The sequence below is a fragment of the Micromonospora sp. NPDC049101 genome (genome assembly GCF_040648675.1).
GTDB lineage: Bacteria > Actinomycetota > Actinomycetes > Mycobacteriales > Micromonosporaceae > Micromonospora.
Map to the genome: position 1 here is coordinate 13,384 of NZ_JBEZED010000018.1, position 20,896 is coordinate 34,279.

The window sequence follows — 20,896 nt, forward strand, 5'->3', positions numbered from 1 at the left end:
CCCCTACCCGCCCGGCGGTGGCGGGTGCTGCGTGCCTGACTCGGTCAGGAGTGACGCGGATCGTCCACCATCGACCGGGTCGCTGCCAGCCTCGTGCTGCTGTACGGCCAGCCCGTCAGCCGGATCGTCGTTCTGCGCATTGACCACGTCACCGATTCGACCACCGGGATCAGTGCGGCCCGCATGGGCATCCGACTGACCGATCTCGGCTTCTTCACCCGCGCTGGCCGCGCCACCGCGCTGATGGAGCTGGGTGCCGAGCTGCCACCGGTCGTCCTCAGCAGCTGCTGGGCATCCACATCCACACAGCAACCGCCTGGTCGCAAGCGGCCGGCAACACCAGAACCGGCTACGCAGCGACATTTAGCCGACGCGGCAAATGACCACGACACTTCGAGTTCGCCCAGCGGCAACCTCACCAAACACCGAGCCGATAGGCTCCCCGCCGTGCCGCTTGCCCCGAACGACACCCTGACCGAGCACGCCGCGATACGCCTCGCCGGCGACGACATCATCGTCTGCGAGACAGACGGCGCGTCCGTCCTTCTCGGCAACGACGCCATGGTGATCATCGCTGAGCGGGGAAACGGTCTGGATGTCAGCGGCGTATCGAACAGTCGTCGGTTCCACCTGCACGGGCCACTCGTCGAGGCAGTCGGAGTTCGGCTGTTCGGCCACCCGCCAACCTCGCCGCAATGGAGCTGGGCGGGACGACGCGATGTCCGGCCAATCCACCTGCTGACCCGCCTTCCCGCAGGCTGTCTCTACCTCGGGCTCGGCAAGCACGAACAGAGCCACCACAGCAACGGGGTCATGATCAGTGCCGAGCTGACAATCACCCCAGAATTGACCGGCGACCTCTTGGACCGCGTCCGGCCGCCGACCGAACCCGACACTCTGCCTGACCAGACCTGGCTCGCCAACATCCAGGCCAGCCCGACCACTGCACTCAACCAATTCGTCGAAGGCTGGGTCCCCGAAACCGACGAGGATCTCGGCGAGTTCTCCTCGAGTGGCTGGACTCTGCCCGAACCGCTGACCGCCTTCTACCGGCTGGCCCGGCATCGGCCGGCCCTCCTCGGCCAGCAGAACTTCCTGAGACGCCCGGAAGAGTGGAAGCTGGCACACGATGGCCTCATCGATTTCGGACACGAAAACCAGGGAGGCTTCATCTGGCTCTTCGACCCTTCGGACGCCGACCCCGTGGTGTGGATCGACCAAGACGACTACGGGCTGCGGCCCGAGCACGAGCGGATGAGCGGCTTCCTTCTCAAGTTCGCCGTGTACGAGACGATGATGAACGCCCATTACAAGGCCCTGAGCACCGAGCTCGAAGCCGAGCACGTTGAGATGGTCACCGCAAGATTGACACCGCTGCCGTGGAAGCCATGGCGCTGGCCGAATGACTCGACGCGCTTCTTCGTCGCGCCAGGCATGATCGCCGAAGTGACCGACTCCGGGCACGGGAAGTTCTCGATGTGGATCGGCGCGGCTCACCGTAGCGTGCTACGCCCACTGCGTGGTCTCGAGATCCCGTGGACGCGGTTCGAGGGCTGAGCCAGCATCACGATGGCCGCCAATTGATCCTGGCATCCCGCACGTTCTGATATCCGAACCCGCCAGTATGCTCGGTGTGGTCGAGCAGGCTGTACGCCTCGATCAGGCAGACCAACGGCACGGTAACTGTCGCATCGGCGTAGGCCAGCAGGGCGCCCGTGTCGAGCACGTAGACCGGCGTGCTCACGCTGCACTGGGCCTGTCGAAGTCGGTGCGGACCTCGTCGACCGGGCGCTCCAGCAGCTCCGCCATCCGCAGGAACCGCGCTCTTCGAGCCGGCGCCCGTTCAGCCAGCCCCGCCCGAGCGCTGGATGAGGTGCTGCACCCACTTGTCGAACTTGCTGCTGGCGCCGCCGGCCAGGCTGGCCAGGTCCTGCTCGGTCACCGCGCCCCGGTCGGTCAGCGACACGATGAGGCTGCGCAGCCGCCGGTGGTCGTCCGCCTCGGAGGGTTCGACGGGGCCGCCGCCGCCGACCTGCCGTTGCAGGTCCTGGAGGATGTCCATCATCTGCGGCAGTGTCTCGATGACCTGCGAGAGACCGGTTTCGTGCGGGCTCGACGAGCCGCGCAGGTCCTGCAGGGTGAGCGCCACCGACATCGGGGTGACGATGTCGGCGTCGGTGGTGATCGAGTCGATGGCGCGGCCCAACTGTTCCTTGGCCGAGTGCACACTGTCCAGGTCGGTGTGGTCGACCAGGATCGTCCGCATCCCCTGCACGTCGAAGGGGAGCTGCTGGTCCTTCGCCATCAGCTGGACGAAGGGTTTGCGAAGCGCGTGCCGCACCGCCAGTTCGTAGAAGACGTTGGCGTTCTGGTCGGTGAGGTCGGCGATGACCAGGTCGTTCTGGATGATCCGGTCGAGCACCTGCGAGGTGATCAGGCCGGCGCGTTCGATCTCGTCACCCCGGATCGCCTGGTAGCCCCGCGCCTCGACGACCGGGCGGATGACGTGTTTGAGGATCTGGTCGCTGCGGCGGCGGATCTCGGAGCCCTCCTGGCCGATCGGAGCGATGACGAAGCACTCACGTCGGCTGGGCTGCCCGTTAGCGTCCCCCATGCGGCACAGCGTAGAGGAGGTCGGCAAGCCTCGCTGTCACCCCCGTCGCGCCTCGGCCCGCTCCCAGTGGGCGTGGTGCGCGGCGAGTAGCCGTCCGGCGTCGTCCACCGCGGTGGGAGTCACCCGTTCCGAGGCCCACCGGTCGAGGACCGGTGCCATGCCGTCGACCAGGCGCCGGCCGACCGGGGTCAGGCGTGGCTGCGCGGCCAGCACCCGCACGGTTTGCCGGGCCGCTCGGGTCCAGCGGACGAACTCGACCTCGGCGTGGTGCCGGGCCGCCCGGTCCCGTTCGACGAACCGTTGCCGTCGCCAGAAGCCGGCCACCCCCAGGTGGGCGTACGCGCCGTGCAGCAGGCCCTCCAGGGGGCGGGGGTCGGGTCGCCACGGCGCGTAGAACGACTCATCCGGACCGGGCTCCACCAGGGGGAACAGGTCGGCCAGCGCGGCCAGCTTGAGGTGTTGGATCTCGTGGGCGAGGGTGACCGCCGCCGAGCGGGGATCCGGCGGCAGGGACATCGCCACCGCGCCGAACCCGTGGTGGAACGTGCCGCTGCGGATCCCGGACCGCGGCGGGTCGAGGGGCACCAGCGCGCGGAGCGCCACCGACGCCTCCTCGGCGACCGCCCGGTGCTCGTCGGTGAGCAGGCGCCACGCCCCGCGCAGCCGGTGCTGCCATCGGCCGGGGTCGCGCACCGAACCGGCGATCGGGTGGGCGCGGGCCTCGGCTGCCATCGGCACGTGCCGCCAGGTGCCGGTGTCCAGCAGCAGCCGCAGCGCCAGCCCGCCGTGGGTGGCACGCAGCTCGGGGACCGGCCGCCAGCGGTGGTCGGGCGGGTGGTCGTACCCGATCTCGGTCCGCTGCCCGGCGCAGCGCACCTCGGCCCGCCCACCCGCGCAGCGCACGCGGGCTCGGGTGGCAGCGGGGTCGACCCGCAGGGTGCCGAGGCCGGGCAGGTCCAGCCGGCCCGGTGTGGCCGGGTCGAGCGGCACGTCCAGGTCGGCGTCCGCGCGGGCCCGCACCACTGCGGCGGCGGCGACCGCCGCGAGCAGACCGGGGTACGCCGCCGCGCGCTCGTCACCCCGGCGCAGCAGTGCCGCGGTGCCGAAGGCCCAGGCGGCCACCGGGGGATGACCCCACGCCGCCTGGCGTTGGTCCCGGTCGAGGCCACCCACCACGCGGTACGCCGCCTCGACCGCCGCCCGGTCCGGATGGTCCACCCGATGGGTGAGGACGACCAGCGCCCGGACCAGCAGCAGGTTCTTGCTGTGCTGGGCGGCACGCAACAGCTCAAGGGCGGTCGGGCCGCCTCCGCCGGTGGCGAGCCCGTCGAGGACGGCTCGGGGTAGCCGGTGCCCGGCTGTCGTCACCGGTGCGCCTCCCGCAGTGCTGTCACGTCCCGCCGCAGGGTGCTGCGGATGTGAGCGATGAGCTGGTACAGGTCGGCGCAGTAGACCGACGGGTTGTCGAAGCCGCGGCCGGCGTGCCACCGGTGTGTGTAGAGGCCGCCGCCGCAGACCTGGCGCAGCTCGCAGGCGCGGCACTGGGCGCAGAGCCCGGCTGCCCCGGCCTGCTGGGCCCGCACGCCTGGCTGGTCGAGCGCGGCGTCGAAGGTGTCCCGGTCGACGTGCAGGCCGGTGCTGCCGGCACTGGCGTGGGCGGCGCCGAGGGTGTCGTCCATCTCGATCGCCCCGTCGGTCTCCACCACCGTCACGGCGACCGGGCTGACCCCCACCCCGGCCAGCCGGGAGGAGCCGCCCAGCAACAGCTGGATGATCTCGTCGAAGAGGCGGATCCGGGTCCGTCGACTGTCGTCGGCGTACCACTCGTCGAAGACGGCGGTCAGCCAGTCCGCGTACGGGGCCTGCCGTGGGTCGGCGGGGCGGCCCGGGGGCGGCGACGACCAGGTGCCGTGCGGCAGCAGGAAGTCCATCGTCGGGGGACTGTGGGCCAGCAGGCTGCGGTAGGTGTTGACCGGGTCGTTGCGCAGGTCCACGGTGCACAGCAGACCGTTGAACAGCCGCCGGTACGATCCGGTCAACTGGTGCAGTGCGGCCTCGACCCGGTCGTGGCTGCCCCGACCGTCCGACCCTCGCCGGTGCCTGTCGTGCGCCGCGCGGTCCCCGTCGAGGCTGACGCTGATCCCCACGTCGAGCCGGTCGAACAGACGCAGGAAGGGGCCGTCCAGTCGGACGCCGTTGGTCTGCACCGTCATCCGCGCGGGCACCGGGGCGGCACCGCGCCGCAGCAGCTCGACGGCCCGCTCGACACCGGCAACCCCGGCCAGCAGCGGCTCGCCGCCGTGCAGCACTACGCTCACCCCGCCCAGCCGGTGTCGGCGGGCGTGCTCGCCGATCCGCTCACCGGTGCGGGCCAGTGTCGCCGCCGACATCGTCCGGGGTCGGGATCGCCAGCGCTGGTCGGCCATCGTGTACACGTAGCAGTAGTCGCAGGCCAGGTCGCAGCGGCTGTGCAGCTTCACCACGAACTGTCGGAAAGGAGACGGACGCCGCACTGGCGCGGGGAGGACCACCGTGCCGGGTGACGGCCGGTGACCACCAACGGGTCCGGGCATCAGACGCTCCGCCGTCCTGTCGGTCGCCGGTCGGGCCACCTGCCAGAGTGGAGCATACATCGACAGATGACGTTCCGGGTGCCGCGAATGACCGGCCGGCGCCGGGACGGGCCCGTCCTACCTGGTCCGGCCGCCGTCCGGGTGTCGGCCGTCGAGGCGGCGCACGGTTATCATGAGCACACTCAGCGGAGCTGGCGACCGGTCGATATCTGGCCCGGCGGTGGGCCGACCGGGCGCGGCACGACACGGAGACAGGCGGTGGTCGGTGATGGACACCGAAGAGGACGACCTCCGTTCCGAGTTGATCGACCTGACCGACATGGACCTCGCCGAGCTGGACGCGATCCCGGGTGGTGTGCTCGTGGCCGCACTGGCACGACTCGACCGCCGCGCCGCCGTCGACCAGTACGCAGGCTTCGAAAGCGCCCTCGATGACGACGACTGACCCCACGGGTGCCGCGACGACGCAGGCAACCCGCACCACCGCCCGGGCCGGGGGAGACCGATGAAGATCAGTAGGGACGAGACGCCGGGTGTCGCCACGATCGTCTCGTTCGTGTCACCCGCCGACGACACCGGCCGCAGCAGCGCGGTAGCCAACGTCGCCTGGATCCTCGCCGGCAACGGCAAGAAGGTGCTCGCCGTCGACTGGTGCCCGAAGACCCCACGGGTCTACGACTTCCTGCGCCCGGTGCAGGTGGACGCCGTCTCGGCGGCCCGGGAGCTGGGCGAGGACCTGGCCACCGCGCTCACCCCCGCACCGGACGTGCCGCTGGTGCCACCCTCGACGGTGATCGCGCCGGCCGCGCCCGAGCAGGGCACCCTCTACCGGTACGCGGTGTCCGGCTCGGCCGCGACGTTCAGCATGGTGGGGCTCGGCGCCACCACCGACGGGCTGCCCACCGGGGATGCCGCCCGCATCCGGCAGCTGCTCCAGCAGGCCGACTACGACTACGTCCTCATCGACGCCCCGGTGGACCTGAGCGCACCGGGGATCACGCACTGCGCGGTGCTCAGCGACGTCGCCGTGGTCTGCATGCCACCCCGCCGGCTGTCCGTGCAACAGGCCGCCGGGCTCGCCAAGGAGCTGCAGCAGCGGGCCGCCGGCGGGATCCGGGTGCTCGCCGCGCCGACCCTGCACGAGGGTCCCGAGCCCGGGCACGGTGGTTCCCGTGACTACGTCCGGCAGGCCTTCGGTTGGCTGCTGGAGAAGCCGCCGGGTGACGCCCTCGGCCCCGCCGCAGCGGGGATCGTGGAGGTGCCGGCGCACAACTACGACACCTTCGACGACGTGCTGTCCGTGCTCGGCGACGAGCCGGACGACGCCAACAGCCCGTTGACCGCGTACGAGCGGATCACGGAGTGGATCAGCGGGGGCGAGGTCACCCGGGCGGCGCCCGTCCCGGAGCGGATCCGCCGACGTTACCGGCACGCCGTGCTGCTGGACCCGGCGGAGGATCTCGGCGACATCGCCGTGGCGTACGACCCGGTCGACCGGCCCTGGGCGGACTGGATCGGCGGGCAACTGCGCCGCGCCGGGGTTCGGCCCCACCTGCGGGCGGTGCGCCCCGGCACGCAGCTCGACGTCGCGCCGCACGGCACGGTGCTGGCGGTTCTCTCGCCGGATCTCGCCGAGACCGCCGGGACGGACCTGGCCGGGCTTCGCCCGGACCTGGCCGGCCGGCCGGAGGAGGTCCTCGGCGTGCTGGTGACCGGCGAGGCGTGGCGGGAGCCGTTCGGGCCCGAACGGGTCGTCGACCTGCGCACGGCCGACGCCGTCCGGGCACAGTCGTTGCTGCTGAGCCAACTCGGTCTGATCGCCCCCGCGCAACCGTCCGGCGACCTGCGCAACGTGCCACGCTTCCCGGCGGACCCGGACCGTCGGGTGCGGTTCAACGTGCCTCCCCGCAACCTGTCGTTCGTCGGCCGCGACGACTATCTTGAGCGGCTGCGCGACCACCTCACCAGCGAGGACGGCCCGGTGACCCTCACCGGTGGGGCGGGCGTCGGCAAGAGCGAGCTGGCCCGGGAGTTCGCCCACCGGTTCGCCTACGACTACGACGTGGTCTGGTGGATCCCCGCCCAGGACCGGGAGACCGTGCAGACCGGGCTCGGCGCGCTCGCCAACGAGATCAAGGCGGTGGACAGCACCGGTGCGGCCGAGGCCGCACTGAAGGCGCTCTCCGCCGCCGACGGCGCGTTCCCACGCTGGTTGCTGATCTATGACAACGCCGACGACGCCGACGTGCTGACCGGCCTCCGGCCGCGAGACGGTGTCGGCCACGTCCTGATCACCTCGCGGGACGACGGCTCCTCCGGGTTGCCCTCTCCACTGGAGGTCGCCGCGCTGACCGGCGACGAGAGCGTCGCGATGCTGCGCCGGGTGCTCGGCATCAGCACCGAGGACGCCCGGTCGATCGCGGTGGCGCTGGAACACCTGCCGCTGGCCCTGCGTCTGGCCACCGCCTGGATGCGGCAACGTGCCCTGGGATTGGAACGCGCCGGGGTGCCCAGCCTGGAGGCGGTGGGCCAGGGCGTCCGGGAGTTGCTGGTCGCGCTGGACGGGCAGTCCGACGAGGATCCCGGCGAACACATCCCCGGATCGCACACCTCGAGCGTCGCCCGGGTCCTGCGGGTCACGCTGGAGGCGCTGCGCGCAACCCCCTTCGGGGAACTGGCCATCCGGTTGGCCGAGCTGAGTGCCTTCCTCTCCCCGGAGGGCATCGGGCTGCCGCTGCTGCGGTCCACCTCGATGCTGACCCAGCTCGCCGCCGCGTCCGGCACCGACGTGGACGAGTTGCTGCTCGACGCCAACGAGGTGGACCTCGTCCTCACCGTCGGCGCCCGCTTCGCGCTCTACGACGTCGACTGGGGGCACGGGTCGGCGCTGCGGATGCACCGCGCCATCCAGGTGCTGCTTCGCGAGGCCATCCCCGAGCCGCAGCGCGGTGAGCGGCACCGGCAGGTGCTCCAGGGGCTCGCCGGCTACGCCCCGACCGACCCGGAGGCCGACGGTCGCCGCTACGCCGACGTCTTCGACGAGCTGCAACAGCACCTCGTCCCCACCGGCGCGCTGGACTCCGACGACCGGCAGGTCCGGCACTGGGTCGTCAAGCAGGTGCGCCACCTGTACCTGTCCAACGACAGTGATGCCTGGCGTTCCGCGTTGCTGCTGGCCTCGGCGGCCTGCGACCAGTGGGACGACGGCGACGAGCTCGACCAGCTGACCATGCGGCTGTTCGTCCAGACGGCCAATCTGCATCGGGCACTGGGCAACCACCAGGAGGCGCTGCGCCTTGACGAACGGGTCCTCGGCGAACAGCGCCGCCGCTACGGGCTGCGCCACGTCCACACCCTCGTCGCCGGTCGCGGTCGAGGTGGTGACCTGCGCGGTCTGGGCCGATTCGAGGACGCCCTGGTCGAGGACCAGGCCACCTTCAAGGGTTTCCGCGAGATCGTCGGCGACGACCACCCGAGCACCCGGATGGCGGTGAACAACCTCGGCATCTCGTTCCTGCTCACCGGTGACGCCCCGGAGGCCCTGCGGCTGGCTCGCCAGGAACGCGACCGCCGGATGCTGCTGTTCGGCCCGGAGGACCCGCGGACCTGGCGGGCGTCGTGCCAGGTCGGCACGTGCGAGCGGGAGGTCGGCGAGTACGAGCTGTCACTGGCCACCCTCAGGGAGGCCCTGGCCCGCATCCACGAGTTGCCCAGCGGCAGCCTCCTCGACGAGTTGCGGGTGCACCGCAGCCTCGCCGTCACCGAACGCCGCCTCGGTCTGATCATTCCGGCCAAGAAGCGCAGCGCCGAGACGTACAGCGGCTATGTCAAGAACCTCGGCGAGGACCACCCCCTCACCCGGGGCAGCCTGCTCAGCCTGGCAGCCGACTACTACCGGGCCGGTGACGCCGGGATCGCCGTGAAGAGCGCCATGCGCTGCCTGCGTGGCTACGAGCGGAAGCTGGCGGCGGGACACCCCTTCACCGCCGTCTGCTCGGTCAATCTGGGTCTGTTCCAGCGCGGTCTGGGGGAGTCCGACCAGGCCGTCTGGTATGGCGAGCGCGGTCTGCGGTCGCTGCGCGCCAAGCTTGGCGACGCGCACCCGTGGACCCTGGCGGCGAGCACCGCCCAGGCCGGCCACCTGGCCGCCAGCGGCGACCTGGGCGGCGCGCTGTCGACGCAGGAGGAGGCGCACGCGACCGCCCTGAACTACCTCGGCCGCGGCCATCCGGTGACCCGGGACGCCGCCGCGAACCTCATGGCGGTCCGCGCGCTGCGCGACGGCACTCCCGGTGGTGCTGCCGTCCTGACCGATACCGACATCGATGTGCCGCAGAGTTGAGGGAGTGACCTGGTGACCGATCCGGAACTGCACGACGTCCTGATCGAGGAGACGGCCGAGCAGGACGTCCCGGGTTTCCTGAAGAAGCGTGACCTCTGTCGGGGGTTGCTGCTCGGTGGCGGCGGCGTCTACCACGTGGCCCACTACACCACCGGGGTGCTCGACTTCGCGCTGGACCTGCTCGCCCACCCATCCACCCCGGTACCTGGCGACGAGACCACCCCGCAGGAGCAGCGCGACGTGTACCGCCGCGTCGGCGCCCAACTGGTGTACCGGGTCAGCGAGCTGAACCGTCGGCTGGGCGAGTTGCACAGCGGGGCGCTGATCCGCACTGTGGTGCAGACCCGCGCGGGTCTCGTCTTCTGCAACTCGGTGGTGGGCAACGAGCACGTGGTCGGCTTCGCCGCCGTGCCCGGAACGGACACCGCGCCGGTGGCCGACCCTGCTCGGGTCAGCCTCGTCGACCAGGCCGCCGCGCACGCCGCGACCGACCTGCGCCGGCTGCTGCGGCAGCGGTCGCAGAACCCGGGCGGCTGGGAAGGTGAGGTGGTCGACGAGCCGCTGCCGACCAGCGCGCCGACGGACGGCTTCCAGCCGCACCTGACCGGGTCGTCCACGCCCGACGAAGCGGTCATGGCGGCGCTGCGCCCTGGGTGCCTGCACTACCTGAGCCACCACCGGGCGGGTGAGCAGGCGTGGGCCGTCGACATTCTCGGCCACCCCGACCTGGACACGTTCTTCAACCGGGGAGTCACGGTGGCGGATCGGCGCGACCGCTACCAGCGCCTCGCCGGGGACCTGTCGTTGCTGGCCCTACAGGTGAGCCGGGACCTGCGCCGGGCCGTCGCCGGGGACGTCACCCGGCTGGTGCTCGACGTGGAGATGGGCGCCGTCTACCACTACCGGCTCTCCGCCGACGACTACCTGGTGGGCGTCACCCTGGACCAGGACCGGGTCGCCGTCGCCGACCAGGAGATGGCCGCGGTGGCCCGACGGCTCACGCGGCCGGCCTGAACTCTGCCGGCGGTCCCCGTGGGTTGTGATTGAGGTGATCGCCCAGCGCCGATATCCTCGATTCGAATCAACGGGGGTTCGACGTGTCGGTTGGGTGGCCGTGACCGGACTGAGGAGAGCAGCGCCGGTGGTCGCCGCCCTGGCCGGGCTGCTCTTGGCCTGGGCCGGCGACGTGGGCGGGCTCGAAGGCTCCCCTGCCTACCTCATGCTCGCCTCGGTCCTGTTGGCGGTCGGCCTGGTCGGCAGCACCCGGGACATCAGCCTCGCCGAGGTCCGCGCCCACCTGGGCACCGTACTGCTGGCCGTCACCGTCGGCGTGGTCGCCAAGGCCGCGCTCATCGCCGCGGTCATGGTGCTGGTCTTCGGCGACCCCGCGTTCCTGGTCCTCGGCGTCGCCGTCGCCCAGATCGACCCGCTCGCGGTGGCCGCGATGAGCCGCCCCGACCGCACGTCCGCCCGAGCGCGCTCCATCCTGTCCATCTGGGCGTCCTTCGACGACCCGATCACCGTGCTGCTCACCGTCTACGTCTCCGCGTTCGCCCTGGACCTCAGCGGAGGCGGCGGCGGCGCGCTCGCCGGCGCGATCAGCGACCGGCCGCTGGACCTGCTGCTCGGCCTGCTCGCCAACGTGGCCTTCGCCGTGGGCGCCTGGCTGCTGTGGCGGCTGCTCCACGCCGCCGGCCTGCGCGACGACGCCCCCCGCCCCCGGGTCCGTACGGCACTCAACTGGCTGGCCGTGGCGCTGCTGATCGCGCTGGTCCTCTTCGCCGCCTGGCAGTTCCTCATGCTCGGCATCGCGCTGGCCGGGCTCTTCTTCCGCCCCCGACTGGGCCCCGTCGTCGGCCGTTCCACCCAGGCGGCGTACCTGGTCGCCTCGTTCCTGCTCGGGCTGTTGCTCGTGCACGGCGTCGACATCGTCCCCGGCGTGGTGCTCGGTCTGGCGGCCGTGGCGGCGCAGCTGGTGGTGTCGCTGCCGATCAGCCGTGGCCTGCCCACCGCCGACCGGCGCTACCTCGCCTGGGGGCAGCAGAACGGCATCACAGCGGTGATCCTCGCTCTCGTCCTCGAACGGGACTTCCCCGGAACGGTGGGGATCGTGGCGACGGCCATCGTGGTCATCAACATCATCCACGCCCTGGCCACGGCCGTGCTGGACCGGCGCCTCCCCGACGGCCCCGGCAACGCCCCACCCGGGCCGGACGTCGACCCGACCGGGCCGCCCCGGATGCGCGATGGCCCGGCGGCGCGGGCACTGGAGCCGGAACGCTGAGCCCGGCCGACGCGCTCAACCGGCCAGCAACAACTGACGGACCCGACCGCCCAGCCCGTCGAAGACCGACCGGGCCTGTGACCAGGTGCGCGATCGTTCGACCGGGTCGCCGCCGTCCTCCGCGCCCGGGCCGGAGGCGGCCAGCCCACTGAGGGTGTCCAACTGGAACAGCGGCAGATACTCGGCGATCCCGTCGTACGTCTCGCAGAGCAGGTCCAGCCGTTCCAGGTCAGTCGGTTGGGGATTCGCGCGGTGGCCGTCATACCACTGCTCGACCCCCTCGCGGAACGCTTCGATGAGGCGGCGGAGGACCACCGACGTGCCGACCGCGCGTTGGACGTCCCGGGAGCGCAGCAGCGACCGTAGCGCCTGCCCGCCGTCGGCGCCGCCGACGCTCGCGACCCGGTGCGGGGCGAACGCGTCGCGTAACCGGCGCTCGAACCCGGCGAGCTGATCCAGGGCGGCGACGGCCTCGACGAACATTCGTGCCACCCGCCCCGGCAGCGGCGCCGTCACCCCCGTCGACGCCGGATGCTGCCCCGGGACGACGCCCAACCGCCCGGCCGGGCTGGTGAGATCGTGCCGCAACTCGCCCCGCATCTCGTCGAGCTGGTACGACAGGTGTTCGATGGATCGTTGGGTGTTGCTCTGCTGGCGGTGGATGCGTTCGACGCGTTGGCGCACCGAGGTGAGCGCGTCCGCCCCGATCGCCTGCTCCAGCCGCCGCATCAGGGCCTTGACGCTGCCCGACAGGTCCTCGGCGAACGACTGCGGGTCGTGGACGATCGGCTCGACGCTGAACGTTCCGGCGAGTTCCGCGGCGAACTCCGCGGGCAGGTGACCGACGACCACCAGGATCACCTCGCTGTCCGGAACTGCCGCCCGGATCGCGACGACCCGCCGGTTGAGGTCGTCGACCTCCTCGGCCTTGAGGACCGACTCGCTGAGCAGCACGCAGCAGCCGGCGTTGCGTTCCTCCAGGGGGATCCAGAAGTCGACAGGCAGGTCGCGCATCGATCCGACCAGGTGATCCCGCTGGTACGACCAGCCGTCCTGGGTGAGCACCCGCCGCACGTCGGCGGCGACGTCCTGCCGGTTGGCCAGGTCGAACTGGACCCGGACCACCTCGCGGACCATGACGTGGGTGACAGGTGTGCCGGCCTGGGCGGCGCGCTGGAAGAGGTGGTAGCAGAGCCGGATCACCCGCCGGGGCACCCCGTCGGCGAGGTTCGCCAGGTATTCGGTGGTCTCCACTGTGAACGGCGCGAGTCGGGCCGTGCCGGACGCGCGCAGCTGGGTCTGCCGGATGAACGTGCGGACGTCCTCGCCGGTCAGCGCCGACATCCGCACGATCGGCCCGATCCGCTGCCGTACGTCGGTGCTGAGGAGGTGCAGCATGTCGGGCAACCCGGCGATCACCAGGAAGGCCCCGGCGGAGGTGAACACCCCGAGCAGCCGTTGCAGGCGGGCCATCGTCTCCGGGCCGGGCCGGCCGCCCGCGGTGAGGATCTTGTCGAGCTCGTCGAGGACCAGTACGAAACGATCGTGTCGTCGACAGTGCAGCAGAGCCAGCACGCCCATCGCCTCGACGGCGGTGGCCTCGACGTCCGCGCTGGCCGTCACCCCGGCGGCGACCAGCGCGGGGCCCGGGGGGTGACCCGAGAGCCAGTCCCAGGCGGCCACCTCGGTGTCCGGGTCGAGCAACATCGCCAGGGCGGTGCCGAAGGCCGGGTTGGTGGTGACCTCAGTGAGGCTCGCCCGCAGCCGCCCGACCAGACCGTCCGTCGAGGAGGTGGGGCCCGCGGGGTCGGGCAGATATCCGGTGAGCAGCTCCCGCACGGTGTCGCGGGACAGCCGGGACAGGAACCGCCGGTGCAGGGACAGGAAGGTGTCCCCGGGCGCGTCCAGGTAGATCGCCTGCCCGGCGGCTCCGGTGACGTTCCGGGCGTGGGCCAGCAGCTCGACAGCGAGGTGGGTCTTGCCGGTGCCGTAGTCACCGACGAGGGCGACCACCGCGCCGACACCGGTGTGCAGGTAGTCGTCGAGCTGTTCGGTCGCGTCGCGGACGGCGGCGGTGACCACCGTGCTCGCGCCCGTACCCTGCTCGGTCACCCGGGCCACGGCCGTCGGCGAGAAGGGATTGACCGGGCCTGCCGCCGGTGGACCTCCGGTTGCGTCCATCTCCGTGATCCTCCGGTAGGTCCGGCCTGGGCGCCAGGTGGCGGGGGACCGGAGGCCGACCCGCTCGTGCGCCCCCTCCGGCCCGTCTGGCAATCGTAGCCTTCGGCGGCCACCCCGGTGGACCGATCCGCACCTGCGGGCTGCGGTGTTCACCTGCAAAAAGGGCCGATCAGCCGGGGTGCCGATGGTCCGGTCGGATCGACTGCGTCGAATACGATGCGGGTTGGCCCGGTCTGGCCCGAGCACGAGTCGGTCCGGAGGTGCGCGCGGACGGTGGGCATCGGCCGTCGGTCCGGCGACACTGGTGCGACGACGGTCCCCCGGACGAGGGAGTTGGTCGATGACGGGTCCGGTCCCCGGCGCGTACCGCCCGGCCGGGAGGGCACTGCGAATGGTCTTCGCGGTGATCGGTGTGGTCGCGCTGGTGCTCGGCTACGTCGGCTTCGACCGACTGTTGCGGGCCGAGCCGGGCGCGGGCCACGACCTGTACGACGTGGTCTACTACGACATTCAGCTCTTCGTGCTGGGCGCCGAGCCGTTGCAGAATCCCGGCCCGTACCCGTGGCAGTTGCAGGTCGCCCGGTTCGCGGCCCCGCTGTTCACCCTGCTCGCCGTGGTGGAGGCCAGCCGACTGCTGTTGGCCGCCGAGATCCGGCGGCTGCGTGCTCGCCGGGCGCGGGGGCACTCGGTGGTCTGCGGCGACTCCCAGTTCGCCCAGATGCTCGCCGACCGGCTCTTCAGCGAGGGTGAGCGCGTGGTCGTCGTCCGCGCCGAGCCGTTCGGGCCACTGGAGTACCGACGCCGCCGCTACCTGGGGGTCGTTGGGGATCCGACGAGTCCCGAGGTGCTGCGCGGCGCTGGCCTGCCGCACGCCCGCACCGTGTACGCCTGCACCGACGACGACGACCGCAACCACGCCATCGCCAACGCCGCGAGCCGCCTCATCCAGGACCGGCGGCATCCGGCCCGGGTCTACGTGCAGGTCCACGACCCGGAGATGTGCCTGTCGTTGCAGGCCCGACGCCTGGGTGCCGCTGGTTCCAGCCGGCTGCGACTGGACTACTTCCACGTCGACGACGTCGCCGCCCGGGCCCTGCACCGGCACCACCCGCTGCCCTCGGCGCCCCGACGACCGGTGCGGATCCTCATCGCCGGTCGGGGCAGCTTCCGTCGTGCCGCGCTGGTGGCCAGCGCGCGGCACTGGCAGCTGCGCCAGACCGAGGCGCCGGCCGGTCGGCCCCTGCCACCGCTGCACGTCGACCTGGTCGCACCGGACGCCGCCGCCGAACTCGAACTGGCGAGCGCCCGGCACCCCTTCCTGGCCGGCGCGTGCCAGGTGCGGGCGTACGACCTGGACCTCGACGGTCTGGTCGGGTCGGGGATGCTGCGCCACGGTTACGACCGGCTCTACGTCTGCGCTGAGGACGAGCGGACCGGGCTCCAGTTGGCGTTGGACACGCCGGCCCTCTGGCAGCGGGCCGAGAGCACGGTGTTCGTCCCGGTGTACCGGCAGGCGGCTCTCGCCGCCGCGTTCCACGGCGACCGGCGGCACGACCTGCTCGACGAGGTGCACGGGCGGCTCCAGCTCTACCCGGTGCTGACCCGGGCCTGCGACGCCCAGTTGATCGCCGAGGACCTCACCGAACGGCTGGCCCGGCAGATCCACGACAGGTACGTCCAGGCGCAGGTGCGCGCGGGGGTACGCCTGGGCGCGTCCCCCGCGATGGTGGACTGGGCCCGGCTGCCCGAGTCGCTGCGCCGGGCCAACCGTGCTCACGTGCAGGACATCGCGGCGAAGCTGTTGAGCCTCGGCTGTGTGGTGGCGCCCCGACACGGCACCACAGCCGGCCCGGCGGACCCGGGCGCCAGCCGGGCCATCGACGACCGGATCGACGAGCTGGCCCGGTTGGAGCACGAGCGGTGGTGTCGGGAGCGACGGGGGGAGGGCTGGCTGTACGGCGAGCCGCGCGACGACGCCCGCCGTCGGCATCCCACGCTGCGGCCGTGGGACGAGCTGGCGCCGGACGTGCAGGAGATGAACCGGAACGAGATCCGGGCGCTGCCGGAGGTGTTGTCCGACGCCGGCTTCGAGATGATCCGGCTGACCGCCGACCCGCCCGACCCGGCTGCCCCCGCCGACCCGCCGGCGCCGTCGCGGCAGGTAGCTGGCCCGGACGACGCCCCGCGTGCGCCGGGTGATGCGTCGGGCGAGAGGATCGGCGGATGACGCGGGAGCCTCGGCCGGTCCGGGTGGGAGTCACTGGGCACATCAACCTGACCCCCGGCACCGAACGGCTCGTGTACGACGCCCTGCGTACCGAGTTGCGCCGGATCAGCGGCCGGCCGGTGCGGGGTGTCACCTGCCTGGCCGTCGGCGCCGACCAGGCGTTCGCGCGGGCGGTGCTGGCCACCGGCGGCGCGTACGAGGTGGTGCTGCCGGCGCCCGACTACCGGGAGCGGGTGATCCCCCCGGCCAACCGCGCGGCCTTCGACGACCTGCTCGGCCGGGCGGACGAGGTCGTCCACACCGGATTCCAGCACTCCGGCACGGCGGCCTACGTGGCCGCCAACCGCGAGTTGCTGCGTCGGGTGCACCGGTTGGTGGCCGTCTGGGACGGGGAGCCCGGCTGTCACGAGGCGGCGACCGACCGGACGGTGAGCTGGGCGCGGCAGCGGGACATCCCGACCAGCATCGTGTGGCCAGCGGGCGCCCGGCGGACCGCCACCGCTGGCTGAGGACGCGTGCCGCGCGACCACGTCAGCACTGCCGTCGGCCGCAGCCCGGGACCGTGGCCGCGACCAGCACGAGGGCCGGAGGCGCCACGCCGACGCACCGAGACAGCCCTCCGGATCACACAGATCGCGCCACTGCTGCGCGTCGGTGTCGTGCCCGCGTGCGCGCCGCCGTCGACATGGATCAGTTCGCCGGTGACGGCCGGCATCCACTCGGAGCGCAGGGCGCGCACGACCCGGTCGACCACGGCGACGATCGTGCTGGACCAGCCCTGGGTTAGTGCACTGATCGCGTACGGGTTCGTCGCGCGGGTGCTCACCGGCCCCAAACTCAGCCCGCTCGCCCTGCTCGTCACTCGGGTGATCACGCCGCGGCTACCGGTGCGGCCCAAGCTCGTCGCCGGGCCGCCCAAGCGGTTCGCCCAGGGGATCGGCGCTGTGCTGGCCCTGACCGCCGCTGTGCTGGCGCTCGGGTTCGGGCAGCACCTCGTGGCATACCTCGTCCTCGGCGCGGTGATCGTGGCGGCGACACTCGAATCCGTGTTCGCGTTCTGCGTGGGCTGCGCGATCTTCGCGGCGCTCAGGCGGATCGGATGGATCCCCCGAGGCCGTCTGCGCCGAATGCGACGACATCTGGAGCCGCGTGCCGGCGGGCGGATAGGAGACCGTCGGATCGGGCCGCCGCCCGTGTGCGTCGCCGGGGCCGATGGGCTGGTCGACGTCGGGCGGTCGCGCCGCCTCGGCGAGGATCCACTCCGAGCCGTGGTGGTCCCCTCAGCTCGACGCGCTGTTGAGCTGGCGCCACGCCGCCCGCCGCAGCGCCTGTTGGGCCGGGTCGGCAACCGGTGCCGCCGCCAACAGCCGCGACGTGTACGGGTGCCGGGGCGCGCGCAGCACATCATTCGCCGGACCTCCTCCACGACCCGGCCACGATGCAGCACCGCCACCCGGTCGGCGAGTTGCTCGACCACTGCCAGGTCGTGGCTGATGAACAGGCAGGAGAAACCAAAGTGGCCCTGTAGCGACCGGAGCAGTTCCAGGATCCGTGCCTGCACCGACACGTCCAGGGCGCTGGTGGGCTCGTCCGCGATCAACAGGGCCGGGTTCAGGGCGATGGCGCGGGCGATGGCCACCCGCTGCCGTTGCCCACCCGACATCTCGTACGGGTGGCGGTCGCGCAGGCGCGACGGCAGCTCGACCGCGTCCAACAGCTCGTCGACGCGGCGGCGTTGCGCGTCCGGGCGCAGATCGGTGTGCAGCGACAACGGCTCGGCGATGCTCGCGCCGACCGTCCGGCGGGGGTTCAGGGACGACGCCGGATCCTGGAAGACGATGCCGAGCTGAGAGCGGAACGTGCGCAGTTCCCGACGGGAGGCGTGCCCCACGTCGACGCCAGCGACGGTCACCGTGCCGGCAGTCACCGGTACCAGGCCGGCAATCGCCCGGCCGAGGGTCGATTTGCCGGAGCCTGATTCGCCGACCAGGGCCACCAGTTCACCCTGGCCAATGTGCAACGAGACGTCGTCCACGGCCCGGACCGGCCGGCCGCGCCGCCTTCCCGGGTAGTCGACGACGACGTTGCGGAGCAGTGCGACGGGTTTCGTACCGGTCGATGTGTCGAGCGGTCGTGGCTCGTGCGCCGGCGGCGGCGCCGGTTCCGGCTCGGCGAGCCGCAGCTCCGGCAACGTGGGTACGGCGTGCAGCAACGCGGTGGTGTACTCGTGCCGGGGCGCGGCGAAGAGTTGTGCGACGGGCGCCTGTTCGACGATCTGACCGTCGCGCAGCACCACCACATCGTCGGCGACGTCGGCCACCACGCCCATGTCGTGCGTGATGAGGAGTACGGCCATGTCGAGTCGGGTGCGCAGGTCGCGGAGCAGGTCGAGGATGCCGGCCTGGACGGTCACGTCCAGTGCGGTGGTCGGCTCGTCCGCGATCAGCAGCAGCGGGTCGCAGCTGATGGCCATCGCGATCATCGCCCGCTGGAGTTGGCCGCCGGACAGTTCGTGCGGGTACGACCGCGCCACTCGCGCGGGGTCGTCCAGGCCGACGGTGGCGAGCAACTCCAGAACCCGGGCGTTGGCGGCAGAGTGTGTCACCGGGCGGTGCGCCCGGATCGCCTCGGCGACCTGGTCACCGATGGTGAAGACCGGGTTGAGCGCGGTCATCGGCTCCTGGAAGATCGTGCCGATACGGCCGCAGCGTACCTCCCGCAGCAGGCTCGGTTCCGCGCCGATCAGCTCGGCGCCGTCGAGGGTGATGCTGCCGCTGACCCGGGCGGTGGCGGGGAGCAGGCCCAGGGCGGCCATCGCGGTGACGCTCTTGCCTGATCCTGATTCGCCGACCAGGGCGAGGACCTGCCCGCCGTGCAGCTCGAAGGACGCGTCGTGAACGGCTGCGTGCGTGTCGCCATCCACCTCGAACTCGACGGCCAGCCCGGCCACCGCGAGTAGCGGTGACCGGGTGGCCTTCGTGAGGCGTGGCTCCGTGGGGGAGACCGTCATCCCTGCTTCAGCGATACCTTCAGGTAGTTCGGGTAGGCCGGAAAGGACGGCACGAAGAAGTTCTGCACCTTCGACCCGTGCAGGAACGAGTTCTTCGTGTAGGTCAGCGGCACCACCGGCGCGTCCTGCAGGATGCGCTTGTCCGCCTGCGCCCACCGCGCCTGTGCCTTCGCCGGGTCGGTCTCGGCCGTGGCCTGCTCGATGAGCGTGTCGACCTCGGGCTGGGAGTAGCGGGCGATGTTGTAGCCACCGCCGCCGATCTCGCTGGACGCGAACAGCGGCTGGATGTTGCCGTTGGCGCTGGGGAAGTCCGGCTGCCAACTGGAGACGGTCAGGTCGTAGTCACCCTTGTCGCCGGTGACCTCGGCGGTCCAGGCGTCATCGTCCACCGGCTTGATGGTCACCGCGATACCCACCCGCTGGAGCCCCTGCTGGATGGCCTGGGACTTGGCGAGGTTCGGCTGGTCGTTCTCGGACAGCAGCGTGAGCTCCAGGCTGGTCTGTCCCGCCTCGCCGAGCAACTGCTTGGCCTTGGCGACGTCCCCCGACGGGTCGGCTGGGTAGAGGTTGTAGTCGACTCGTCCGGCGATGCCGGGGGTGATCAACGTGCTGGCCAGGTCGCCGCCGATGGCGCCGCCGGAGGCGAGCTGGTAGGACTTCTTGTCCACGGCGTACTGGATGGCCTGGCGGACCTTGAGGTCCTTCAACGGTCCGCGCTGGGTGTTGAGCGCCAGGTACGACAGTGCGCCCGCGTCCGAGGTGACCAGCCGCTGCTTCGCGCCGGCGTTCTGCTCGATCTGCGCGAGTTGGGCGGGCGCCACGAAGCCGGCGCCGAAGGCGGCGCGGTCGTCACCCGAGTCGGCGATGAGCCGCTGCGACTGGACCGTGGTGTCCTGGCCTAGCTGGAACGTGATCTGGTCGGGCCCGGCGGTGCGGACCGGGTCGGTCCCCGCGTCCCAGTTCGGGTTGCGGGACAGCTTGACCGAGACACCCTGCTGGTACGACTCGACCTGGTAGGGGCCGGACGCGACCGGGTTCTGGTTGTACTTCTTCGGGTCGTCCTTCGCCTTGGGAACGGGTGCGAACGCCGGCGTGGAGACAATCCACGGCCAGTCGCCGTACGCCGTCTTGAGGTGGAAGACGAGGGTCTTCGCGTCCGGGGTCTCGACCGAGGCCAGGTCCGCTCCGGAGTACGGCCCCTTGTACTCGGTGCCGCCCACCAGCAGGCTCTTGTGGTAGCCGAGGCCGCCGGAGAGTTCGGGCGCGAAGGAGCGCTCGATGCCGTACTTGACGTCGCCTGCGGTGATCGGAGCCCCGTCGGCGTACTTGAGCCCGTCCTTCAGGGTGAAGGTCCAGGTTTTGCCGCCGTCGGTGGTCTTACCAGTGTCCGTCGCCAGATCGGGGACCACCTGCGCCGCCTTGCCTGGCTGGACCTCCCAGGTGGTGAGTCGGCGCAGGACCAGGCCCAGGGTGGTGATTGCCAGGTTCTGGCTCTTGGCGGGGTCGAAGTTGATGTCGCTGGCGGCGTTGAGGATGGTCAACGTGCCACCCTTCTCGGTGCCCCCGGTCGATCCGCCGGCGTCCGGTGTGACGTCCGGGTTCGCGTTGCAGCCGGCCAGGGCGAGGACGGCTGCGAGCGCGAGAGCGCTGCGTCTTTTCATCAGT

Annotated in this window: 14 protein-coding genes and 2 pseudogenes; 8 read left to right on the forward strand and 8 right to left on the reverse strand. The window is 71.8% G+C overall.

Features of this window, described 5'->3' with window-relative positions; genetic code table 11:
• Nucleotides 1-93 precede the first annotated feature (93 nt).
• A complete protein-coding gene (locus AB0B57_RS23595) occupies nt 94-1,557 on the forward strand; it encodes a hypothetical protein (protein ID WP_357073621.1) in 1,464 nt (487 codons plus the stop codon).
• A gap of 7 nt (nt 1,558-1,564) precedes the next feature.
• Here AB0B57_RS23595 and AB0B57_RS23600 read toward each other — a convergent pair whose 3' ends face one another.
• The 4 genes from AB0B57_RS23600 to AB0B57_RS23615 form a co-directional block, all read right to left on the reverse strand.
• Nucleotides 1,565-1,744 (reverse strand): hypothetical protein, encoded by a 180-nt coding sequence (locus AB0B57_RS23600; RefSeq protein ID WP_357073624.1) that lies wholly within the window; start codon nt 1,742-1,744, stop codon nt 1,565-1,567.
• A 99-nt stretch (nt 1,745-1,843) separates the two neighbouring features.
• Nucleotides 1,844-2,614, reverse strand: coding sequence for a hypothetical protein (locus AB0B57_RS23605; protein ID WP_357073627.1), 771 nt, complete (start codon nt 2,612-2,614; stop codon nt 1,844-1,846).
• Nucleotides 2,615-2,650: 36 nt separating this feature from the next.
• The gene (locus AB0B57_RS23610; RefSeq protein WP_357073629.1) at nt 2,651-3,982 is read right to left on the reverse strand and encodes an HEXXH motif domain-containing protein; all 1,332 of its coding nucleotides are present in this window, start codon (nt 3,980-3,982) and stop codon (nt 2,651-2,653) included.
• Nucleotides 3,979-5,187 carry an FxsB family cyclophane-forming radical SAM/SPASM peptide maturase gene (locus AB0B57_RS23615; protein WP_357073632.1) on the reverse strand — a complete coding sequence of 403 codons (1,209 nt, stop codon included), beginning with the start codon at nt 5,185-5,187 and terminating at the stop codon, nt 3,979-3,981. Before AB0B57_RS23615 ends, AB0B57_RS23610 begins: the two co-directional genes overlap by 4 nt.
• 268 nt (nt 5,188-5,455) lie before the next feature.
• On the opposite strand from AB0B57_RS23615, the gene fxsA reads away from it, so the two are divergent.
• The 4 genes from fxsA (at nt 5,456) to AB0B57_RS23635 (ending at nt 11,813) form a co-directional block, all read left to right on the forward strand.
• Nucleotides 5,456-5,632: an FxSxx-COOH cyclophane-containing RiPP peptide gene (gene fxsA, locus AB0B57_RS23620; protein ID WP_357073635.1), complete on the forward strand. Its 177-nt coding sequence runs from the start codon at nt 5,456-5,458 to the stop codon at nt 5,630-5,632.
• A gap of 60 nt (nt 5,633-5,692) precedes the next feature.
• Nucleotides 5,693-9,529: an FxSxx-COOH system tetratricopeptide repeat protein gene (gene fxsT / locus AB0B57_RS23625; protein ID WP_357073638.1), complete on the forward strand. Its 3,837-nt coding sequence runs from the start codon at nt 5,693-5,695 to the stop codon at nt 9,527-9,529.
• A 12-nt stretch (nt 9,530-9,541) separates the two neighbouring features.
• Nucleotides 9,542-10,543: a hypothetical protein gene (locus tag AB0B57_RS23630; RefSeq protein ID WP_357073641.1), complete on the forward strand. Its 1,002-nt coding sequence runs from the start codon at nt 9,542-9,544 to the stop codon at nt 10,541-10,543.
• A 100-nt stretch (nt 10,544-10,643) separates the two neighbouring features.
• On the forward strand, nt 10,644-11,813 hold the full coding sequence (locus AB0B57_RS23635) for a hypothetical protein (protein ID WP_357073644.1): 1,170 nt from the start codon (nt 10,644-10,646) through the stop codon (nt 11,811-11,813).
• 15 nt (nt 11,814-11,828) lie between these two features.
• Here AB0B57_RS23635 and AB0B57_RS23640 read toward each other — a convergent pair whose 3' ends face one another.
• Nucleotides 11,829-13,994: a hypothetical protein gene (locus AB0B57_RS23640; protein WP_357073647.1), complete on the reverse strand. Its 2,166-nt coding sequence runs from the start codon at nt 13,992-13,994 to the stop codon at nt 11,829-11,831.
• A gap of 340 nt (nt 13,995-14,334) precedes the next feature.
• On the opposite strand from AB0B57_RS23640, the gene AB0B57_RS23645 reads away from it, so the two are divergent.
• From AB0B57_RS23645 to AB0B57_RS23655, 3 genes and pseudogenes are all read left to right on the forward strand, one after another.
• Nucleotides 14,335-16,221, forward strand: coding sequence for a RyR domain-containing protein (locus AB0B57_RS23645; RefSeq protein ID WP_357073650.1), 1,887 nt, complete (start codon nt 14,335-14,337; stop codon nt 16,219-16,221).
• Nucleotides 16,218-16,730 (forward strand): hypothetical protein, encoded by a 513-nt coding sequence (locus tag AB0B57_RS23650; protein WP_357073653.1) that lies wholly within the window; start codon nt 16,218-16,220, stop codon nt 16,728-16,730. Before AB0B57_RS23645 ends, AB0B57_RS23650 begins: the two co-directional genes overlap by 4 nt.
• 255 nt (nt 16,731-16,985) lie before the next feature.
• Nucleotides 16,986-17,255, forward strand: a pseudogene (locus AB0B57_RS23655) (DUF4395 family protein); the annotation flags it as partial.
• A gap of 246 nt (nt 17,256-17,501) precedes the next feature.
• Here the strand turns inward: AB0B57_RS23655 and AB0B57_RS23660 are convergent.
• The 3 genes and pseudogenes from AB0B57_RS23660 to AB0B57_RS23670 form a co-directional block, all read right to left on the reverse strand.
• The gene (locus AB0B57_RS23660; RefSeq protein WP_357073952.1) at nt 17,502-17,624 is read right to left on the reverse strand and encodes a hypothetical protein; all 123 of its coding nucleotides are present in this window, start codon (nt 17,622-17,624) and stop codon (nt 17,502-17,504) included.
• Between the two features lie 44 nt (nt 17,625-17,668).
• Nucleotides 17,669-19,231 (reverse strand): annotated as a pseudogene (locus AB0B57_RS23665) (ABC transporter ATP-binding protein); the annotation flags it as partial.
• Complete coding sequence (locus AB0B57_RS23670; protein ID WP_357073656.1) at nt 19,228-20,892, reverse strand: ABC transporter substrate-binding protein; 1,665 nt, start codon at nt 20,890-20,892, stop codon at nt 19,228-19,230. The pseudogene AB0B57_RS23665 and the gene AB0B57_RS23670, both read right to left, overlap by 4 nt.
• Nucleotides 20,893-20,896: the final 4 nt, after the last annotated feature.

What these genes read in the sequence shown, in the direction of transcription:
- AB0B57_RS23605 (WP_357073627.1), bottom strand. Translation starts at nt 2,614, where the DNA reads ATGGGGGACGCTAACGGGCAGCCCAGCCGACGTGAGTGCTTCGTCATC.
- AB0B57_RS23670 (WP_357073656.1), bottom strand. Translation starts at nt 20,892, where the DNA reads ATGAAAAGACGCAGCGCTCTCGCGCTCGCAGCCGTCCTCGCCCTGGCC.
- AB0B57_RS23615 (WP_357073632.1), bottom strand. Translation starts at nt 5,187, where the DNA reads ATGCCCGGACCCGTTGGTGGTCACCGGCCGTCACCCGGCACGGTGGTC.
- AB0B57_RS23640 (WP_357073647.1), bottom strand. Translation starts at nt 13,994, where the DNA reads ATGGACGCAACCGGAGGTCCACCGGCGGCAGGCCCGGTCAATCCCTTC.
- fxsT (WP_357073638.1), top strand. Translation starts at nt 5,693, where the DNA reads ATGAAGATCAGTAGGGACGAGACGCCGGGTGTCGCCACGATCGTCTCG.
- fxsA (WP_357073635.1), top strand. Translation starts at nt 5,456, where the DNA reads ATGGACACCGAAGAGGACGACCTCCGTTCCGAGTTGATCGACCTGACC.
- AB0B57_RS23650 (WP_357073653.1), top strand. Translation starts at nt 16,218, where the DNA reads ATGACGCGGGAGCCTCGGCCGGTCCGGGTGGGAGTCACTGGGCACATC.
- AB0B57_RS23645 (WP_357073650.1), top strand. Translation starts at nt 14,335, where the DNA reads ATGACGGGTCCGGTCCCCGGCGCGTACCGCCCGGCCGGGAGGGCACTG.